We start from the raw sequence: 17,342 nt of genomic DNA, 5'->3' as shown, positions 1-17,342 counted from the left end.
GTGAATGACTAACGAAACTTCAGTATATCCTCTACAGCTTTCCTCTTCGGGACTGCCGGTTCCTCATTTGGATAACCTACAGCAATCAAAGCCATAAGTAATTGTTCCTCTGGAACTTCTAGGATTTCTGCTGCCTTGTCGATGTCATACATTCCCATAATAACTGTTCCAAGACCTTTTTCATTTGCTGCCAGACAAAATGTCTGAACTGCAACGCCATTGTCAAAAGACTGCCAATTGTCTTCACGAATCGTTGTATAACTACCATCTCTCTCAAATCCTGAGCGCTTATCCATGATAGTTGTAGCAATCAATACAGGTGCACTGTCAATAATGCCCTGATTATGCTCATTGCAACATTCTTTTGAGATACGGTCTTTCGTTTCAGGGTCCGTTATGGCAATATAACGGGTAGTCTGAGTGTTTTTCCAAGATGGAGCATAGGAAGCCGTAAGCACTAAGTCTTTTATTACATCTTTTGAAATAGTTTCAGTTTTGAACTTTCTAATACTTCTTCTTGTTTTTATGCATGTAATAGCATCCATCATTGTACCTCCATATCATATTAGTTAGTATATAGATACGCAAAAGATTTTTCATCCAAAGGACGCACTTTCACACATAAAACGTCATTTTCACTAACTGTGAATAATATAACACTTTATCTTTTTTTTTGCAACGGTGAGAAGGAAATATTTTATTATAAAAAGCACTCGTTTTTCACCAGATAAAATGAAATATACCTATTTCTGATAATATTATCCTTTACAATAATAATTATATACTTTTCCATTATAATTACTGTTGCATTTGCAACTTTTTTATTTTTTTGTTATAATTTAATATTATACTAGTCAGGAGGTATTAATTATGTGTACTACAAAAAGCAATTTGTTCCATAATATTGATTTTTCAGACCAACAATCTATGCTTCAGTGTTTTAATTCATATATTAAAACTTATTATTCCAAAGAAATTATTTGTTTTTTCGATGAGGAAGATATGGGAATCGGAATTATCGAGGAGGGTTCAGCCAGTGTGATACATAATTTACCTAATGGCTCTCAGACGATTTTAGAATACTTAAACGAGGGAGATATATTCGGTCAGCTTTTCTATTTCCATGCAAACAAAAAAAATATAATTGTTGAAGCGACAAGTGACTGCAAAATTAGATATATTGATTATGAACATATTATAAAAAGATGTGCAAAAGCATGCAAACATCATAGTCAGCTTGTAAATAATATTTTGTCAATGGTTTCAGATAAAACCCAAAATATTTGCGAACATTTAGAAGTTTTAAGCCAACGCTCCATTAGAGATAAACTTCTATCTTTTTTTGAAATTCTCTCTTCTAAAAATAATAGTAATACATTTTATATTCCTTTTACAATGAGCATACTGGCAGACTACCTCTCGGTAGACCGAAGCGCTATGAGCAGGGAAATCAGTAAAATGAAGGGAGATGGAATTATAAAACTGGAGAGACGAAAAGTAACCTTATTAAAACTGCCGCATGAATGATAAAAATCATAAATGCGGCAACCTCTTTATACTTATAATATATTATTTTATTTTTTATCCTGTTTCTCTGTATCCATCTCAACACTCTTCACTTCATCTTTATCCGGAAATAATGCATTTAGAAGAATACCCGCCAAAGCTGCAATCGCCAGACTCGAAAGGCTGATTGTAACTCCTGCCACGTCAAATGAAACCGTTCCGTCTAAGGAATTTACAACGTCAGCACCCATTCCTGCACTAAACTTAATTCCCAAAGCACAGACAACGGTTATTGCTGCGACAATGACATTTCTTGATTTCTGGAAATCCACCTGAGCTTCTACCATATTTCTAACTCCGATAGATGCAATCATTCCGTAAAGTATAAATGAAATACCACCTACAATACCAAATGGCATAGCATTGATAACTGCTGCAAACTTAGGTGAAAACGAAAACAAAATAGCAAGGTAAGCTGCAATTCTTACAACTCTAGGATCATAAACCTTTGAGAGCGCAAGCACGCCTGTGTTCTCACCATATGTAGTATTCGCAGGTCCACCAAACAATGATGATAATGATGTGGCAAGACCATCACCAATTAAAGTCTTATCCAGACCCGGGTCATTGATATAGTCTTTTCCAACAGTTGCACCAATTGCACAAATATCTCCAATATGTTCCATCATAGTAGCAATGGCAATCGGAATCATAGTCGTTAATGCTGCTGTAATCTTTGCCGTCTCCCCAAAATCTACTCCACCAAATACTGTCTGGCTCCAATCAATTGGAAGACCAATCCATGCAGCATCTGCAATTTTTGCAGTGTCAACAGGAGTAATCCAGCTGACTCCTGCCAAATTTCCAAGCAATAAAGCTACAATATATGCTCCAACTACTCCCAACAAAATAGGAATAATCTTAGCCATGCCTTTACCCCAGATATTAAATGCAATAACAATAACTAACGCCACAATTGCCAACGGCCAGCATGTAGCACAATTATTTAACGCAGATGGAGCAAGACAAAGTCCGATTGCTATAATAATCGGTCCTGTCACTACCGGTGGGAAAAGTTTCATAACCTTTGCAACACCTACTACCTTAATAATCAATGCGAGGACTAAATATAGCAATCCCGCAAACACGACACCCAGGCAGGCATATGGAAGCATTTCAAGATTAGCGCCATCTTGTCCCATAGGAGCTATGGCTGCATAGCCTCCTAAAAATGCAAAAGATGAGCCTAAAAATGCCGGCACCTTAAATTTTGTTAACAGATGGAACAAAAGTGTTCCAAGTCCCGCCATAAGCAGTGTGGTCTGTACACTAAGCCCCGTAAGAAGCGGAACCGTTACGGTAGCTCCAAACATGGCAAACATATGCTGGAAACCTAAAATTCCCATCCTTCCAAAGCCGAGCTTTCTGGCATCGTACACCGGTTCCTTACCGATGTTTGTTTTTTCGTTTGACATCGTCAAATCCTCCCTCTTTTTCTTTTGATATATAGTAAACTACATCCAATCTAATCTATGTAGTTTTCCTTCCATCTGCATACCGGCAAAATCATTCTGTCTCAACGCTTCATAAAGCACAATGGCTGCGGAATTTGCCAGATTCAAAGAGCGGATATCAGGATTCATCGGTATCCTGATACAATTCTCTTTATTTTCTACCAAAATCTCCTCCGGTATTCCTGCACTTTCCTTGCCAAACATTATGAAGTCATTATCAGAAAACTTAACATCTGTATACCTCTTAGGCGCTTTTGTTGTGGCAAACCATATTTTAGCACCCGGATTTTTTTCTACAAAATCTCTGTAACTATCATAAATAGTGACATCGAGATTCTCCCAGTAATCCATTCCCGCTCTTTTTAAGGACTTCTCATTAATACGGAATCCCATTGGCTCAATCAGATGAAGTCTTGTTCCTGTAGCACAGCAGGTTCTGCCTATATTCCCGGTGTTCTGTGGAATCTCAGGTTCCAGTAAAACTATATTCATCTGTATTACTCCTCATTCTTTTGCAATCTCTCTACAAAATTTCTCACCCTTCCCAGCGCTACTTTCAAATCCTCTATGGAATAGGCATAAGAAATTCTGAGGAATCCTTCTCCACAATCGCCAAAAGCTGTACCCGGCACTACTGCCACCTTCTCTTCCTCTAACAATTTTTCTGCGAACTCATCGGAAGTCAAACCAAACTTTTTAATGCTCGGAAATACATAAAACGCTCCAAATGGCTCAAAACAGTCTAATCCCATATCTCTAAACTCGTGAAGGAGAAACTTTCTTCTCTGATTGTAGGATTCACACATTCGCTTTACATCTCCGTCACCATTTCTCAATGCCTCAACAGCCGCATACTGGCTTGTAGTCGGCGCACACATAATCGCAAACTGATGTATTTTTATCATCTGCGACATAATTGGCTCCGGAGCAGCTGCATATCCAAGTCTCCAACCTGTCATTGCATATGCTTTTGAAAATCCATTGATTAAAACAGTTCTCTCTCTCATTTCCGGAAGACATGCAATAGAAACATGCTCTCTTCCGTATGTAAGTTCAGAATAAATTTCATCTGAGATAACAAAAATATCATTTTCAATACAAATCTGTGCAATATCTTCTAAATCTGCCCTTTCCATAATTGCCCCTGTAGGGTTATTAGGAAACGGAAGAACTAATATTTTTGTCTTATCTGTAATATGGTCTAATAATTCCTGTTTTGTGAGACGGAACTCATTCTCCTCTTTTAATTCAATAATCACAGGCACGCCATATGCCAACTCCACACATGGTACATACGACACATAGCTGGGCTGTGGTATCAAAACCTCCTCACCAGGATTAATCATTGCACGGATTGCCAAATCAATAGCCTCACTTCCGCCAACTGTAATCATAACTTCTTTATTATAATCATAGTTTAAATCCAATTTTCTTTTTAAATAATTACAGACTTCTACTTTTAACTCTTTTAAGCCTGCGTTAGACGTATAAAAAGTACGTCCTTTCTCTAAACTGTAAATTCCTTCTTCTCTAATATGCCAAGGGGTATCAAAATCAGGTTCACCTACTCCAAGCGAAATAGCATCTTTCATTTCGCTTACAATATCGAAAAACTTTCTTATACCCGATGGTTTTATCTCTTTTACTATATTTGATAATGGGTCTCTCATTATGGTGTCACTAACATCCTTTCATCTTTTTCTTTTTCAGCTAAAATCATTCCGTAATCCTTATATTTTTTCAAAACAAAATGAGTTGCTGTATTTAGTATTGAATCTAATGTAGAAAGCTTGCTTGAAACAAACTGTGCAATTTCTTTCATTGTCTTTTCCTCAATGATAACTGTAAAATCGAATCCGCCAGACATAAGATAAACCGCCTTAACTTCATCGTATTTATATATTCTTTCTGCCGTTTCATCAAATCCACTGCCTCTTTGTGGTGTTACTTTTACCTCAATTAAAGCTGTCACTCTCTCTTCTGTTGTCTTTTCCCAATCTATTAATGTATAATATCCACAAATTACATTTTCTTTTTCCATTGCCGCTATTTCATTGGCGACTTCCGCCTCCGCGACTCCAAGTAAAATTGCTATTTCGTGGATATCAATTTTACTGTTTTTTTCAATTAGTCTTAAAATCTCATCTCTCATTTCTATTCTCCTTTACTGATATTTTATAAAAATCTATATATTTCATCTCCCCTTGGGGGTTCTAAATATCTTTTTTCATCTCCATTCACTGCAACTCTGTCATTTCCCCCAGTCAACTGTCCAATAATATTGGCACAAAATCCATTTTCTTTCAAAGCAGAAACCATTCTCTCCCCGTCGTCACATACAAAGAGTGCCGCTCCGGTTCCATCCATGAGATATGGATTATAGTCAAATATTTCTGCAACCTCTATCGTCTCCTGCAATACAGGTATCTTTTTAATATCAACGCAGATTCCAATACCTGCAGACGATGCCAACTCCCAGATTGCACCAAACGCACCACCGTCTGACACCGCATGTATTGATATTGTACCATTTTTTGCCGCTGTTTTCACTATTTTTTCTATATCTGTCATATTTTTTAAATCAATACATCTGTTCACAAATCCGGGATTAAACTTTTCTAACAGTTTCTCACTATATTTTTGAGATAAAACCGCCGTTCCTCCAATAGCGATACTACCTGCCATTACTACCTGCATTCCCGGTCTTACCATTCTTCTATCTAACATATGTTTATATATGTTCTCATCTTTTTTTCCAATAACAGTGATATGGACAACAGGAGATTTCCCTTCTCCTACATAAGCTCTGCAAAAACAGATAGTAAGTCCTTTTTTATCTGTGGCAGCATTCATATTTTTAATAATTTTTCCTAACTTTTTTTCCTCATAATCCACCGGGATATGAATTAGTAATTGTACATAGAGGGGTATGCCGCCCTTCTCAAATAATTGATTTATGCTTTTTTGCAGATAATATTCTTCACACCCTTGAAACCACTTCAATATACAATTAGAAGACATTACAACTGTAATGTCTTCTAATGATAATTGTGCGGCATCTACACCCGGGGTAACCCCTTCTAAATCAGAGGATAGTTTCTTTTTTACAGAACGTTTGTAAGCTATTTCAGAAACTTTACCTATATGCATAACACACCGCCTTTTATTTATTATTCTTCCTGATTTTTCTTCTTTTTCCCCTGAGTAGTTTTTTCGTCGTCATCATCTGACTTCGATGGCTTATCTTTTTTCTTATCATCTGAAGCTTTCTTTGTGCCAACAATTTTCTTTGTAGGTGACATCGCATATGTACTGGTATGCAATACTTCTCTATTTACCTCTTTACCATCTTCATATGTGATTTTCCACAATTTTGCGACATATCCCGTATGTCCGGGTGTTGTCTCCGTAAATCCTACCGGTTTTGTTGGGTCTTTTTTCGTCTCCGTTTTTATCGGTGTAGTGCTTACTAACTCGCTTTCATATTTTACAGAATGACTTTGTTTCCTTGTATCATGGCCATATATATTGAAAGTAATAGAACCACCCGGATTATAGACACCCTGAACATAAACCGGTGCATCCGTATCATTTTCAAATACTAAATCTTTGTAGTCTCCCGCCAGTGCGGCATCAGCTGCCAAATCTACATAAGAAACCGCCATAGAATGAGAAAATCTCTTAGTTATTTTAAGTTCAGCTCTCAAAAGCGCATTATATAATGTACTGGAAACCTGACAGATGCCACCTCCCAGGCTGTCTGCCACACCGCCATCAACATATGTACCCGCCGGATACCATCCATTATCTTCTGTCCATGGAGCTAAATGTTCATTACAGGAAAAACTCTCTCCCGGATATAAAACCTGTCCATTTAACTTTTCTGCACCATTTTTTATATTAAGGTTTCTGTTGTCATAAGCTGTTCCCGTTGTAAAATTTGTTGTCCAGCTTCCCATCGGTTCATCAGAAACTTTTTTGCAATCCTTTGAAGTATACTTAGGTTTTGAAATCTCTGTTATTGTTTCAAAATCAATATCTGATTTTCCATCCCATTTTTCTGTCACATATTCATATAGATTCGATGTGGTCATATCATAGTCCACTACACATCCCTCTTTTTCAGGTATAATCTCAAACCCATGTCCTGTAGCTTTTAAAGAGGCATTTTTTGCTTCTATATTATAAGGAGCACACTGTTTCTCCAATTTTTTCTTTAAAGTATCCTGATTAAAATCCATTTTCAGGTCATATTTCATACCCTCTTTTTTTAAATCCAAATCATCCTTATATCTTTTAATGACATTTCCTGATTTTCCCAATTCTACTGCTTCATCTAATACTTCTTTATTCGCCCATTTGTATCCAAGCTCTTTTAAAGTAGTCTCTACTATATCATTATTTACCTTTAAAGATACTTTTACTCCAGTAGCTTCTTTGACTTTTTTTTGTATTGCTTCTTCCGCTTCCTTATATGTCAGATTACTGACATCCACGTCACCAATGTAAACGCCTTCCTTTATCTCCTCATTGCTTTTCGTATCTGTGCCCCTTGAAGCAGCAAACGTCTGAACTGTACACATAAGCAAGACAACAAACACAATTATAAAACCTAATTGTTTCATCCACTTCATTTTTTCCTCCAAAATATCTTTCAGTTCAAAAAATTTATTATGCTAATCCAATTTAAAATTTATAATTAAAAACTTAATACTGTAGTAACAACCATTGCTGCTACCAAAATAACTGCAATTGCTCCTGCTATTATTTTCTGATTTCTTTTCTTATAAAAAAATTCCATTGTCTTATCTCCTTTACAATCTCCATATTTCAACTGTTTATTTGTACTTTATTTTTTGTGTAGTTCCCCACCATACATTTACAAAGTATAACACAACTCCTAAAAATCTCCTAGTATAAAATTCTTCCTTTTTCCGAAAGAATTTTGTCTATTTTTTTTGATGCTTCGTTTTTTGTAAGCACATCCACATCGAAATCTGCTTCTATTTCATGATACTCCATCAATGCCAGGAGATACTTTTTCTGCTTATCTGTTATTGGCTGCAATTTTTTCACTGTATATGTAAACTCTTTCGGTTCAAACAATACAGGATACTCCTCTCCGAACCTATCCATTAATATATGATATAATTGTGCTGTAACTGTGGCATCGTTTAAAGCCCTATGGTGGTTTTCATCTTTGATGCCAAAATATGTACACAGATAATCCAATGCCCTGCTTCCTAAATTTGCCAGCGTTTTTCTTGCAATTTTTAATGTATCCATTCCACTTTTTTCAAAAGATAGATTTAGATTTAAAGCATTTTGCTTTAAAAATCCGTAATCAAACATTACATTATGTCCCAAAAGATAATCATCTCCTGCAAACTCTATAAATTCCGGTAGAACCACAGATATATCCTGCTCGTTCCCAACCATCTCATCTGTAATACCTGTTAGATTTGTTATATAATCCGGTATATTTACACCTGGATAAACAAGCTTAGAAAACTCCTCCACAATCTGTCCGTCCCTGACCCTCACGGCTCCTATTTCCAATATTTTATTCCACTTGGCATTTGTCCCTGTAGTTTCGATATCCACACATACATAATCTTTTATCATTTTCTTATCCTTCTATGTCTATTATTTCTATTTTCGCCTCTTTATTTAACGGATTTCTTTCTTTATAATCAAACAACACAAATATTTTTTCGCCTTTCTGACTGCCAAACACCTCCACATGTGTCATTTTTTCAGTCTGTCTGCTATCATAATCATCATATCCGGCCAATATCAGCTTTGCCCTGTCTGATTTATAAAAATCTTTTATCACTTTTTTATAATTAGAAATATCTGAAGCAAACTTAGGTCTCGTTTTTGCATTTTCTCTCAAATAAAAATCCAGCGTTAGTAACTCACTATAAGATAATTTATCCGTCCATTTCCCTTCTGTATATCTTCTCGCTTTTGCATACGTTCTGCAAAAATCCAGCAATATTTCATATCGCGTGACTCTGGAATGTTTCTCCCCATTCCGGCTCCTCTCTTTATAAAATTTGCCCAAAGTTTCAAACATAGAAAAGGCAGATTCAAATTCTTTCTCTAAATATCTTATCGTATTTGTAAACTGAAAACTATTGTAATATATTTCCACAACTTCTTCTATCATTTTTAGTTGTAAGATTTCGTCAAAACCTAACCATCTTGTCTGTAACACTTCATAAGGCGGTTTATCACTGTAAACTAATCCATATCGCTCTGCGTTTCTTTCGATTTCTGAACCATGCAGAACTTTCAAAAATCCTAATTGCAATTGGTCCGGTTTCATTGCATATACCTCATTAAAGGATTTTCCAAAAGAATAATAATCTTCGTAAGGTAACCCCGCAATCAAATCTAAATGTTGATGTATATTACCATGTTTTTTTATCTTATTTGTAACATGCTCAATTTTTTCAATACTTGTTTTTCTGTTAATTGACTGTAAAGTTTCACCATTAACCGACTGAACTCCTATTTCCAGCTGAATCAGTCCCCGTCTCATCTTTGCAATTAACTCTATTTCTTCCTCAGTCATAATATCTGCTGCAATCTCAAAATGAAAGTTTGTCACTCCATTATCATTCTCATAAATAAACTTCCATATTTCCATTGCATGTCTATGATTACAATTAAAAGTCCTGTCGACAAATTTTACCTGAGATACTTTATTGTCTATAAAAAATTTCAATTCCTTTTTAACCAATTCCAGATTACGAAACCTTAATTGTTTATCAATAGATGATAAACAATAACTGCATGAAAATGGACATCCTCTGCTCGTCTCATAATAAACTATTTTGTTTTCAAAATCTCTCATATTTTCATATACAAAAGGAATTTCCGACAAGTCTAAAAGCGGCATCGCCCTGTTAATTTTTATTTCCCCATTTTTTCTATATGCCAGACCGTTTATTTCATGAATTTGATTTGTAAGATTATCTTCTGCATAGGCATTTATTACCTGCTCAAATATCTTCTCCCCTTCCCCATACATGACATAACTTATAGCCTTATTTATATTTAATGTTTCTTCTATATTATAAGAAACCTCAGGTCCGCCGACCCATATATCTGTTTGGGGACATATCTTTTTATAGTCATTGACAACATCTTTTATTATGCCGATGTTCCATATATAACACGAGAATCCCACCGCATCCGGTTTTCTTGTATAAATATCCTGTAGTATTTCCTCTTTATATTGATTAATTGTATATTCCGCTATCTCTATCTGAACGTTTTCTAACGCTGTTTCACTTAAGTACGCCTCAGCATAAGCTTTCAGACTGTAAACTGCCAAATTAGAATGAATATATTTTGCATTTATTGCAACTAACAAAAATTTCATCTATAAGTATCTCCTTCAAAAGCTGCTACTCCAACAATAATCTAATTATACAATAATGTCAAAACTTTTGTTTGTGCAGTTGTCAATTATCCATCTATGCAAGCATGATGTCCATTTACCTCGCCGCCAGCTCAAAAAAATGCCGTTGCCCCTTAATAAAAGGACAACAGCATTTGAAATCATATATATAATTACATTTTTACCAGTTGCAATCTGTCTTTGTTATCTTACAATCCGGACAGCCACTTAAACCATACATAGATTGTACTTTTGCATTATTTACAATTACATTCTTAAAATCAAATGAGCCAACAACAGGTCCCTGTCCCTGCTCAGCGCAAATATTAAACTTCACACCGTATCTGCCAGGATTATTGATTGTAATATTTTCAAAGTTTACATTGCTCATAGAGTGCAGCGGTCCTCCCTGATACATTGTCTGAATCATAATGCCGAAGTATGTTGGGTCATTAATATCAATGTTACTCATTTTCACATTTTTAAGTTCCCTGTCACCTGAATATACCCAAATTGCTCCGAAATTCTGATAATCATTAATATGGTCATCTGAGCCGTTACTTGTCCAGTAGTCACCACCACATCTGTCCAATGTAATTCCATCAATATATGTCATCTTATCGCCGAAACCATATGCCTGATAACTAAATGAATAACTGTTAACTGTCAGCCCCGGATAAGTCAAAGTATCTGCCGCATATAAATTCTTAAAAGTATTATCCTCACCGCCATATACGGCAAATGCAGCTGCACGTCTGACACAAACCGCTGTAAGGTTAGAATAAACATTACCTGTATTTATAGAACCGCCGGAGTCAGCAGCGCTGAACAATGCAAACGAGTCATCACCGGTACCCCTCGCATAACAATTGCTGATTACATTATAATTGGAACCGTTTGTCATATTGATACCATCTGCCAAAGTATTTTTCATTCGGCAATTTGTAAATGTATTATGAGAGGCATTTACTCCCCAATATAGACATGTAAAATGCTCTACCCAGACATGGTCTATAGTAATATTGTTTACACCGGATACAGTATTAATAAATTTTCCTTCCGGTCCATCACTTCTGCTTCTTCTCTTGCTCCATGCGGATAATTCACGAATCTTAGTTCCGTCTGTTCCACTCTGTAAGTAGAATCCTGCTGAACTATTTGCATCTTTTGCAATCAGTTTTGTATACCACATTCCTGCACCGACAATATCCAGCCCTTTTCCGTAAAGATAAACGTGACCTGACATTTCCCATTCCCCTGCCGGAATATATACACCAATACAATTATTATCCTGACGCGCTGCATTTACAGCCTGCTCAATGGATGTATATTTTGATGCGTCCACATATCTGCTTGGGTCAGGATTTGCCAAAGGCTCTGCTACTTTTTCAAATTCTACCATATCACAGTAAACCCATGAAACATCATCCGAATCCTTTTGAATCTTTATCTTAGTTCCGGCCGGATATACTTTATCTAAGAGAATCTGTCCGTCATCATATAACCAATATGCAGTGCTTCCATTGTCACCATACCCCAAGTTTCCAAGAGATGTAGGCGACCCCATATGATAAGAATAATTAGTTGTAAGATTTATTTTTCCTACTTTTGAATCATTTGCATAAACACTTACTGTTCCATCTGTTCCTTTTGGAATAGATGCGCGAAGAACAACCGCATTTGCTTCGGAAGGTAATGTAAATTCAACATATTCACCATTAGAATCGAGAAGTACCGCAGAACGTCCCGAAGCCTCACCCGCATAATCGGCAAGATTTCTATTCTGTGCTAATTTCGTTCCATTTGTTCTATTTCCCGGCGCCTCCGCCTCAACAGTTATAAATGGCATATTGGCTCCACGTCCAACATAGAGTGATGAGGACACTGAATTATTATTCCTCTTAACATCTAACTCTCCACTATCGCTGTCTACAGCTGCATCTATCGTATATTTTCCTTCACCTGCTGTCCATTTTCCCATTGTAACAGATACACTGTCATTTACATTAATCCTACCATTTGCTGTCTTTGTAAATGTTTTAACGATGTTTCCACTTTCATCTTTAACTTTTACAGTTACCTCATGACTTGCATCCGAAGTATTCTGATTGCCTCTGTTCGTAATTGTTACAACAAATTCTACCTCATCACCTGTTCCTGGATTTGAAGGAGTCCATGATACAATTGGAACAATGTCAACACTTTCTACTTCCTTAACCGTAATCTTATCTGATAATACAATAGAATTATTATCCTCTCTCTTTTCAATTATGTTATTATCTTCATCAACAATAGCTGAAATTGAATATTCACCTGCATCTAAAGTTCCTATTGGAATTTCAATCGTTGTACTTTCACCTGGTTTCAGCGCCTTTACATCTGCTGTAGCAAATTTTTCTTCCCCAAGATATAGAGATAATTCTGTTGCCGCTGCATCCTTTGTTCCCCTATTTTTCACTACTGCTGAGCAGACAAGATTCTCATTTTCATAAAGTGTTGTCTTATTTGCTGCAATACCTGTAATGGTAAGGTCCGGATTATCCGCCGGAACACCGTAGATTTCTACTTCTGCTGCCTGTCCTGAACCGGAACCCGTGTTAGAAACAAATTTTAATTGAACACTGGATGCTTTTCCGCTGACAGGTATCTTGATTTGATTGCCTGTTGCAGGATTAAACTGATAGTCTGTTGCAGCCACCATTGTTGTATAACCTGTCTCATACTGTGTATGTCCTAAAACCTCTATGCGCTGTGTTCTCGCTGACCACGCATAATCAGGATTTAACTTAATTATAATATAAGATAACTCAGAATCAGACCCCAGATTAATGGATAACGTCTGATTTCCACCCTGACCTTCCCAATATGTATTCACATCTCCGTCAACTGCATTAGACGCTGTGTAATTCCAGACAGTTGAAGAGGCTGTTGCTGTTTTTCCCTGTGAAAGATTACTGATTTCTTCCGGCTCCTCAGGGGATTGTGTTGGTTTCTCTGTAGGCTTTTCTGTTGATTCCTCTGTCGGTTTCTCCGTCTGTATTTCTGTCGGCTTCTCCGTTGGCTTTTCTGTCGTACGGTCTTCATCATCCGGAGACACAATCGATTGATGGTAGTTATAATCTTTTTTTGTATAATTACTATCTGCTATCGACAAAATATTCGTATATAAGTAATTGTGACCTGACGCATTGTTCATCAACATCTTCTGATACAAAACATCTGCCACTTGGAAAATTGTAAGTGTTCTAGCACTGCTATAAATATATGTACCATCCTTGAGCTGTGCATATGCTCTCACATAAAGTTTTGTATTAAAAAATTCTGCTGTGACAGAATCTATAAACTTCATTGTCATAACATATGTCTGCCCGGATTGACTTTTTCCATTAGAAGTAGCCGCATATTTATATATATCCTTATTTGTACTTCCAATGACCATTTCCGTATCAGGATTTGATACATGCCCCTCAATACCATAAAGCATACCTACCTTATCCGTTCCACTTTCATCCTTTGCTATTTCTTTCCCCGGGTCATTAACGGAATACACTGTCCTATAACCGCCAATCGTAGAACTAATCTGGTATCCGTCGATTGTCACTGATGCCCTCACGTCTGTAGCTGCCATAGCTGTAACATCTCCCATAAAAGATGTCATAGGCTGCAACACCATAGCTCCCGCAAGAACCATCGTTAATACCTGTTTCATAAACTTTCTCATCAATATAATTTCTCCTTCCCTTATTTATGAGCATGTTTTTCTCTTGAAATACTTTATGTGCAATATTATAACATTTAACGTTAAACCTTTCTATCTTTTTTACCTTTTTTTAGTATTTTTGTACATTGTATTGTTTTTTTATCTATCAATATATATAAAAAAACATTTTTATAAGAATATTATAGGTCATTTTGCACAAATAGGCTGCGCATTTTAATAATACGTCAGCCTATCACATCTTTTACTTTATAACATAATTCTAATCATACTCTTTAAACAGCTTTGATATTTCCTCAAACAACAATTCCATTCCCTTGATATTCGGATGTGCTTCATCAATTAAATATGCAGAATTATTTTGCATTGTTATTCCACATTTACGAGCATCTATAACTTCTACTCCAAAATAATCACACACTTCTTTTATAACTTTATTATACTTATCCAACCCTTCAGCACTCCACATATAAGGAACTGCATAATAAGGTAAAATAGCAACAATTTTTGCCTTTTTATATGCCTTCTGTAAACGGATTATCATCGTACGATATGCATCTGCAAATGTCTTTACCAACAATTCAGGATTTTTTTCCAAATTCCTTGGGTCACTGGTATTAAAAGTTCCAATGCTTACATTTTTATATATGTCATTAGAACCCATAAAGACTAAAATAAAATCAGGTTCCCCATTTTCGCCAAGATGCTTAATTCTCGTTTTGGATGCACTATGGATGTCCTCACCCACATGAGTATTTGTAGTCACTCCATCCCATGTTACTCTTGACCCTGCCCATGAATCATTGACACCCAGCTTCATATGATACTTTTGAATTAACTTCATCCAATAAGTATCTTCAACGTTTTCTAATTCACCCTTGACAGGATACTTTACCCTGTTTCCTTTATATGTCCATTTACCATCCGACCAATAATTTATTATTTTCTCCCCATTTTCAGATATTTCTTCCGTTTCTTTACACTCTCCGCCAAAGGTAGAAATGCTATCACCCAGGATTGATAGCACTTTTCCGGTCAGTCTTCCACCTTCTTTTGCCTTATTCTGGCGAATCAATGTCAATATCGCAAGTGTATCATCAATTTTCGGATTTCCCGATATATATACATATTTATCTTCATCTTCCTTTCTTATAGTAAATGATACAGAATCCGCATTATCCGGAATTATCAGATAATCTACACCTGCATTTTCCGATGCTTGCACATCAACCACATGTTCTCCATTCTTCCAATATGATATCAGCACACCATTAGGATAAAATGAAGAAAGCCTAAATTTTACTCCCGGATATAACTTTATAGGTTTCGTTGACATAACATTTTCATTTTCTATTAAAACACCTTCATGAAAATACTCTCCATCTATCCATTCCAATTCATTATAATAGTTGTACGGATTTAAAAAGTTACTCACTCCTTTTCTTTTAATAGAAATATTTACACTTTCATCCGGCAGAATTTCCGCCTCACTATCTTTTGCAAGTATGATTCTGAAATATTCGGCATTTACCGGAATATTGTACACTTTGCTTTCAAGATTCCAGCTGCTCAAATCTGAATCAGAAGCCAAAACAGTATATAAAGCTTTTTGAGAAAAGAATAAGATTCTATACTTAAAACCCTCTGCTGGTTTTATATAAAGTTGTTCAATATTTTTTGTGCGGATAAACTCTGATAAAATTGTTGTATTTTTTTCAACCAATTGCGCCGAACTGTTAATGTTATTTCTCGTCCATTCTCCTAATATAGCTGCATCAAAATCCATCAGACTTATTCCATTCTCTAAATCATCTGTTATCTGTTCGATTCTATTAGAAGAGTATGTCAAATAATTACTCTGTGCAATATCATCAATTACTGCTCCAGCCCTCCAGCTGACTTCTGTCTCCGACACATTTACAGCAATATAGGATAATTTTTCCTGCGTATTCACATATATATCGCCAACTTTTACTCCCTGATAGTTTGCTGCCTGTTTACTCGGTTCTGTATTTCCACTAAATATGGTAGCTTTATTCTCTTCTAAATTACCTGACTTTAAATCCTGTTCACGAATCGTTTTCTCCATAATAGATGTCTCACTATTTGCGGCTATTGCCTTATTCATTTTTTCTTTCATTATAATTACCTCTTTCTTTGTAGTTGATTTTAATTCAACATTATTTTTAAAAAATAAATGCACTTATTTAAGTTGATGTTTAATCAACCTACGTCTATAGTATCATATAGTTGATTTATTGTCAACATTCAATTATTTTTTCTACTTTATATTGAATTTAATTCTACCAAATGTTATAATTTGTTATCATACAAAAAGGAGTATCTTACCATGACACTGCAAGAAAGAATTGGTTTAAAAATTAAAAATTTAAGAAAAGAAAATCAGCTATCCCAAACAGAACTGGCATTAAAAGTTGGATATAAGGAAAAGACAGCAATTGCTAAAATTGAAGCCGGGAAAATAGATTTACCTCAAAGTAAACTTTTAGCTTTTTCGGAAATTTTTGGAATCAGCGTTTCTTATTTTTTTGATGAAACACCGAGTATTGAAAAAACAGATGTAACACAATTACCGGTAAATACAATTGCAGCCCACTTTGACGGAGAAGAATACTCTGAAAGCGAATTAGAAGAAATACAAAAATTTGCAGAATTTGTAAAAAGCAGAAGAAAACAATAACTAACTAAAAGGAGATGAATATTTGAATACATATGAAAAACTATTGGATGAATATTCGCATCTATATATTGTAGAGGATTATCATTTTGAAAATGACAGCCGTATAAAAGGATTGTATGCCGATGGTGTAATTGCATTAAGTGACAGCTTAAACACAACAGATGAACGCTCGTGCATTCTGGCTGAAGAAATCGGACATCATGAAACGACATTGGGAAATATATTAGAAACAACAGATTTCAATAACAGAAAGCAGGAACATACCGCCCGCATATGGGCATACCAAAAACTGGCATCACTAAAACAAATAATTTGTGCATTTAATCAGGGCTGTCGCAATATTTATGAATTTGCCGACTATCTAAATGTGACTGAACCGTTTCTACTTGAAGCTCTTAAATATTACAGGCAAAAATACGGAACGCATACTACCATAGATGAATTTACATTTATCTTTTATCCTCATTTGGATATAATTAAAAAAATATAGCA

The 17,342-nt window shown here is 35.7% G+C and carries 14 protein-coding genes; 3 read left to right on the top strand and 11 right to left on the bottom strand.

Going from position 1 to position 17,342, the window contains the following annotated elements:
• Positions 1 to 8: 8 nt before the first annotated feature.
• Positions 9 to 548 (bottom strand): nitroreductase family protein, encoded by a 540-nt coding sequence (locus Q5O86_RS08645; RefSeq protein ID WP_368074760.1) that lies wholly within the window; start codon positions 546 to 548, stop codon positions 9 to 11.
• A 322-nt stretch (positions 549 to 870) separates the two neighbouring features.
• Between Q5O86_RS08645 and Q5O86_RS08640 the strand changes: the two genes are divergently transcribed.
• The gene (locus tag Q5O86_RS08640) at positions 871 to 1,527 is read left to right on the top strand and encodes a Crp/Fnr family transcriptional regulator (RefSeq protein ID WP_302626740.1); all 657 of its coding nucleotides are present in this window, start codon (positions 871 to 873) and stop codon (positions 1,525 to 1,527) included.
• 47 nt (positions 1,528 to 1,574) lie between these two features.
• Here the strand turns inward: Q5O86_RS08640 and Q5O86_RS08635 are convergent, their stop codons facing one another.
• The 10 genes from Q5O86_RS08635 to Q5O86_RS08590 all read right to left on the bottom strand — a co-directional run bounded on the left by Q5O86_RS08635 (position 1,575) and on the right by Q5O86_RS08590 (position 16,289).
• On the bottom strand, positions 1,575 to 2,981 hold the full coding sequence (locus Q5O86_RS08635) for a uracil-xanthine permease family protein (RefSeq protein WP_302626739.1): 1,407 nt from the start codon (positions 2,979 to 2,981) through the stop codon (positions 1,575 to 1,577).
• 39 nt (positions 2,982 to 3,020) lie between these two features.
• Positions 3,021 to 3,512 carry a tRNA (uridine(34)/cytosine(34)/5-carboxymethylaminomethyluridine(34)-2'-O)-methyltransferase TrmL gene (gene trmL, locus Q5O86_RS08630; protein ID WP_302626738.1) on the bottom strand — a complete coding sequence of 164 codons (492 nt, stop codon included), beginning with the start codon at positions 3,510 to 3,512 and terminating at the stop codon, positions 3,021 to 3,023.
• Between the two features lie 5 nt (positions 3,513 to 3,517).
• Positions 3,518 to 4,690, bottom strand: a complete 1,173-nt coding sequence (locus tag Q5O86_RS08625; protein ID WP_302626737.1) for an aminotransferase class I/II-fold pyridoxal phosphate-dependent enzyme — start codon at positions 4,688 to 4,690, stop codon at positions 3,518 to 3,520.
• A complete protein-coding gene (locus Q5O86_RS08620) occupies positions 4,690 to 5,172 on the bottom strand; it encodes an Lrp/AsnC family transcriptional regulator (protein WP_302626736.1) in 483 nt (160 codons plus the stop codon). The genes Q5O86_RS08625 and Q5O86_RS08620 overlap by 1 nt, the downstream gene beginning before the upstream one ends.
• Before the next feature lie 23 nt (positions 5,173 to 5,195).
• Positions 5,196 to 6,170, bottom strand: coding sequence for an AIR synthase-related protein (locus Q5O86_RS08615; protein WP_302626735.1), 975 nt, complete (start codon positions 6,168 to 6,170; stop codon positions 5,196 to 5,198).
• A 20-nt stretch (positions 6,171 to 6,190) separates the two neighbouring features.
• The gene (locus tag Q5O86_RS08610) at positions 6,191 to 7,654 is read right to left on the bottom strand and encodes a VanW family protein (protein WP_302626734.1); all 1,464 of its coding nucleotides are present in this window, start codon (positions 7,652 to 7,654) and stop codon (positions 6,191 to 6,193) included.
• Positions 7,655 to 7,931: 277 nt separating this feature from the next.
• Complete coding sequence (locus Q5O86_RS08605) at positions 7,932 to 8,645, bottom strand: 3'-5' exonuclease (RefSeq protein ID WP_302626733.1); 714 nt, start codon at positions 8,643 to 8,645, stop codon at positions 7,932 to 7,934.
• 4 nt (positions 8,646 to 8,649) lie between these two features.
• The gene (locus Q5O86_RS08600) at positions 8,650 to 10,413 is read right to left on the bottom strand and encodes a B12-binding domain-containing radical SAM protein (RefSeq protein WP_302626732.1); all 1,764 of its coding nucleotides are present in this window, start codon (positions 10,411 to 10,413) and stop codon (positions 8,650 to 8,652) included.
• A gap of 199 nt (positions 10,414 to 10,612) precedes the next feature.
• Entirely contained in the window at positions 10,613 to 14,152 is a 3,540-nt protein-coding gene (locus Q5O86_RS08595; protein WP_302626731.1) for a CARDB domain-containing protein, read from the bottom strand.
• Positions 14,153 to 14,411: 259 nt separating this feature from the next.
• On the bottom strand, positions 14,412 to 16,289 hold the full coding sequence (locus Q5O86_RS08590) for an SGNH/GDSL hydrolase family protein (RefSeq protein ID WP_302626730.1): 1,878 nt from the start codon (positions 16,287 to 16,289) through the stop codon (positions 14,412 to 14,414).
• 210 nt (positions 16,290 to 16,499) lie between these two features.
• On the opposite strand from Q5O86_RS08590, the gene Q5O86_RS08585 reads away from it, so the two are divergent.
• Together Q5O86_RS08585 and Q5O86_RS08580 are read left to right on the top strand one after the other, a co-directional pair.
• Positions 16,500 to 16,850: a helix-turn-helix domain-containing protein gene (locus tag Q5O86_RS08585; protein ID WP_302626729.1), complete on the top strand. Its 351-nt coding sequence runs from the start codon at positions 16,500 to 16,502 to the stop codon at positions 16,848 to 16,850.
• A gap of 22 nt (positions 16,851 to 16,872) precedes the next feature.
• Positions 16,873 to 17,340, top strand: a complete 468-nt coding sequence (locus tag Q5O86_RS08580) for a hypothetical protein (RefSeq protein WP_302626728.1) — start codon at positions 16,873 to 16,875, stop codon at positions 17,338 to 17,340.
• Positions 17,341 to 17,342: the final 2 nt, after the last annotated feature.

Source organism: uncultured Eubacterium sp., assembly GCF_937958975.1.
Classification (GTDB): domain Bacteria; phylum Bacillota; class Clostridia; order Lachnospirales; family Lachnospiraceae; genus Eubacterium_G.
Note: the sequence above shows the minus strand (reverse complement) of the source record. Positions and strands in the feature narration are given on the sequence as shown.

Excerpts from the sequence above, each read along its gene's own strand:
- Q5O86_RS08610 (WP_302626734.1), bottom strand. The coding sequence starts at position 7,654 with ATGAAGTGGATGAAACAATTAGGTTTTATAATTGTGTTTGTTGTCTTG.
- Q5O86_RS08625 (WP_302626737.1), bottom strand. The coding sequence starts at position 4,690 with ATGAGAGACCCATTATCAAATATAGTAAAAGAGATAAAACCATCGGGT.
- Q5O86_RS08640 (WP_302626740.1), top strand. The coding sequence starts at position 871 with ATGTGTACTACAAAAAGCAATTTGTTCCATAATATTGATTTTTCAGAC.
- Q5O86_RS08645 (WP_368074760.1), bottom strand. The coding sequence starts at position 548 with ATGATGGATGCTATTACATGCATAAAAACAAGAAGAAGTATTAGAAAG.
- Q5O86_RS08595 (WP_302626731.1), bottom strand. The coding sequence starts at position 14,152 with ATGAGAAAGTTTATGAAACAGGTATTAACGATGGTTCTTGCGGGAGCT.
- Q5O86_RS08585 (WP_302626729.1), top strand. The coding sequence starts at position 16,500 with ATGACACTGCAAGAAAGAATTGGTTTAAAAATTAAAAATTTAAGAAAA.
- Q5O86_RS08620 (WP_302626736.1), bottom strand. The coding sequence starts at position 5,172 with ATGAGAGATGAGATTTTAAGACTAATTGAAAAAAACAGTAAAATTGAT.
- Q5O86_RS08605 (WP_302626733.1), bottom strand. The coding sequence starts at position 8,645 with ATGATAAAAGATTATGTATGTGTGGATATCGAAACTACAGGGACAAAT.
- Q5O86_RS08600 (WP_302626732.1), bottom strand. The coding sequence starts at position 10,413 with ATGAAATTTTTGTTAGTTGCAATAAATGCAAAATATATTCATTCTAAT.
- Q5O86_RS08590 (WP_302626730.1), bottom strand. The coding sequence starts at position 16,289 with ATGAAAGAAAAAATGAATAAGGCAATAGCCGCAAATAGTGAGACATCT.
- Q5O86_RS08615 (WP_302626735.1), bottom strand. The coding sequence starts at position 6,170 with ATGCATATAGGTAAAGTTTCTGAAATAGCTTACAAACGTTCTGTAAAA.
- trmL (WP_302626738.1), bottom strand. The coding sequence starts at position 3,512 with ATGAATATAGTTTTACTGGAACCTGAGATTCCACAGAACACCGGGAAT.
- Q5O86_RS08635 (WP_302626739.1), bottom strand. The coding sequence starts at position 2,981 with ATGTCAAACGAAAAAACAAACATCGGTAAGGAACCGGTGTACGATGCC.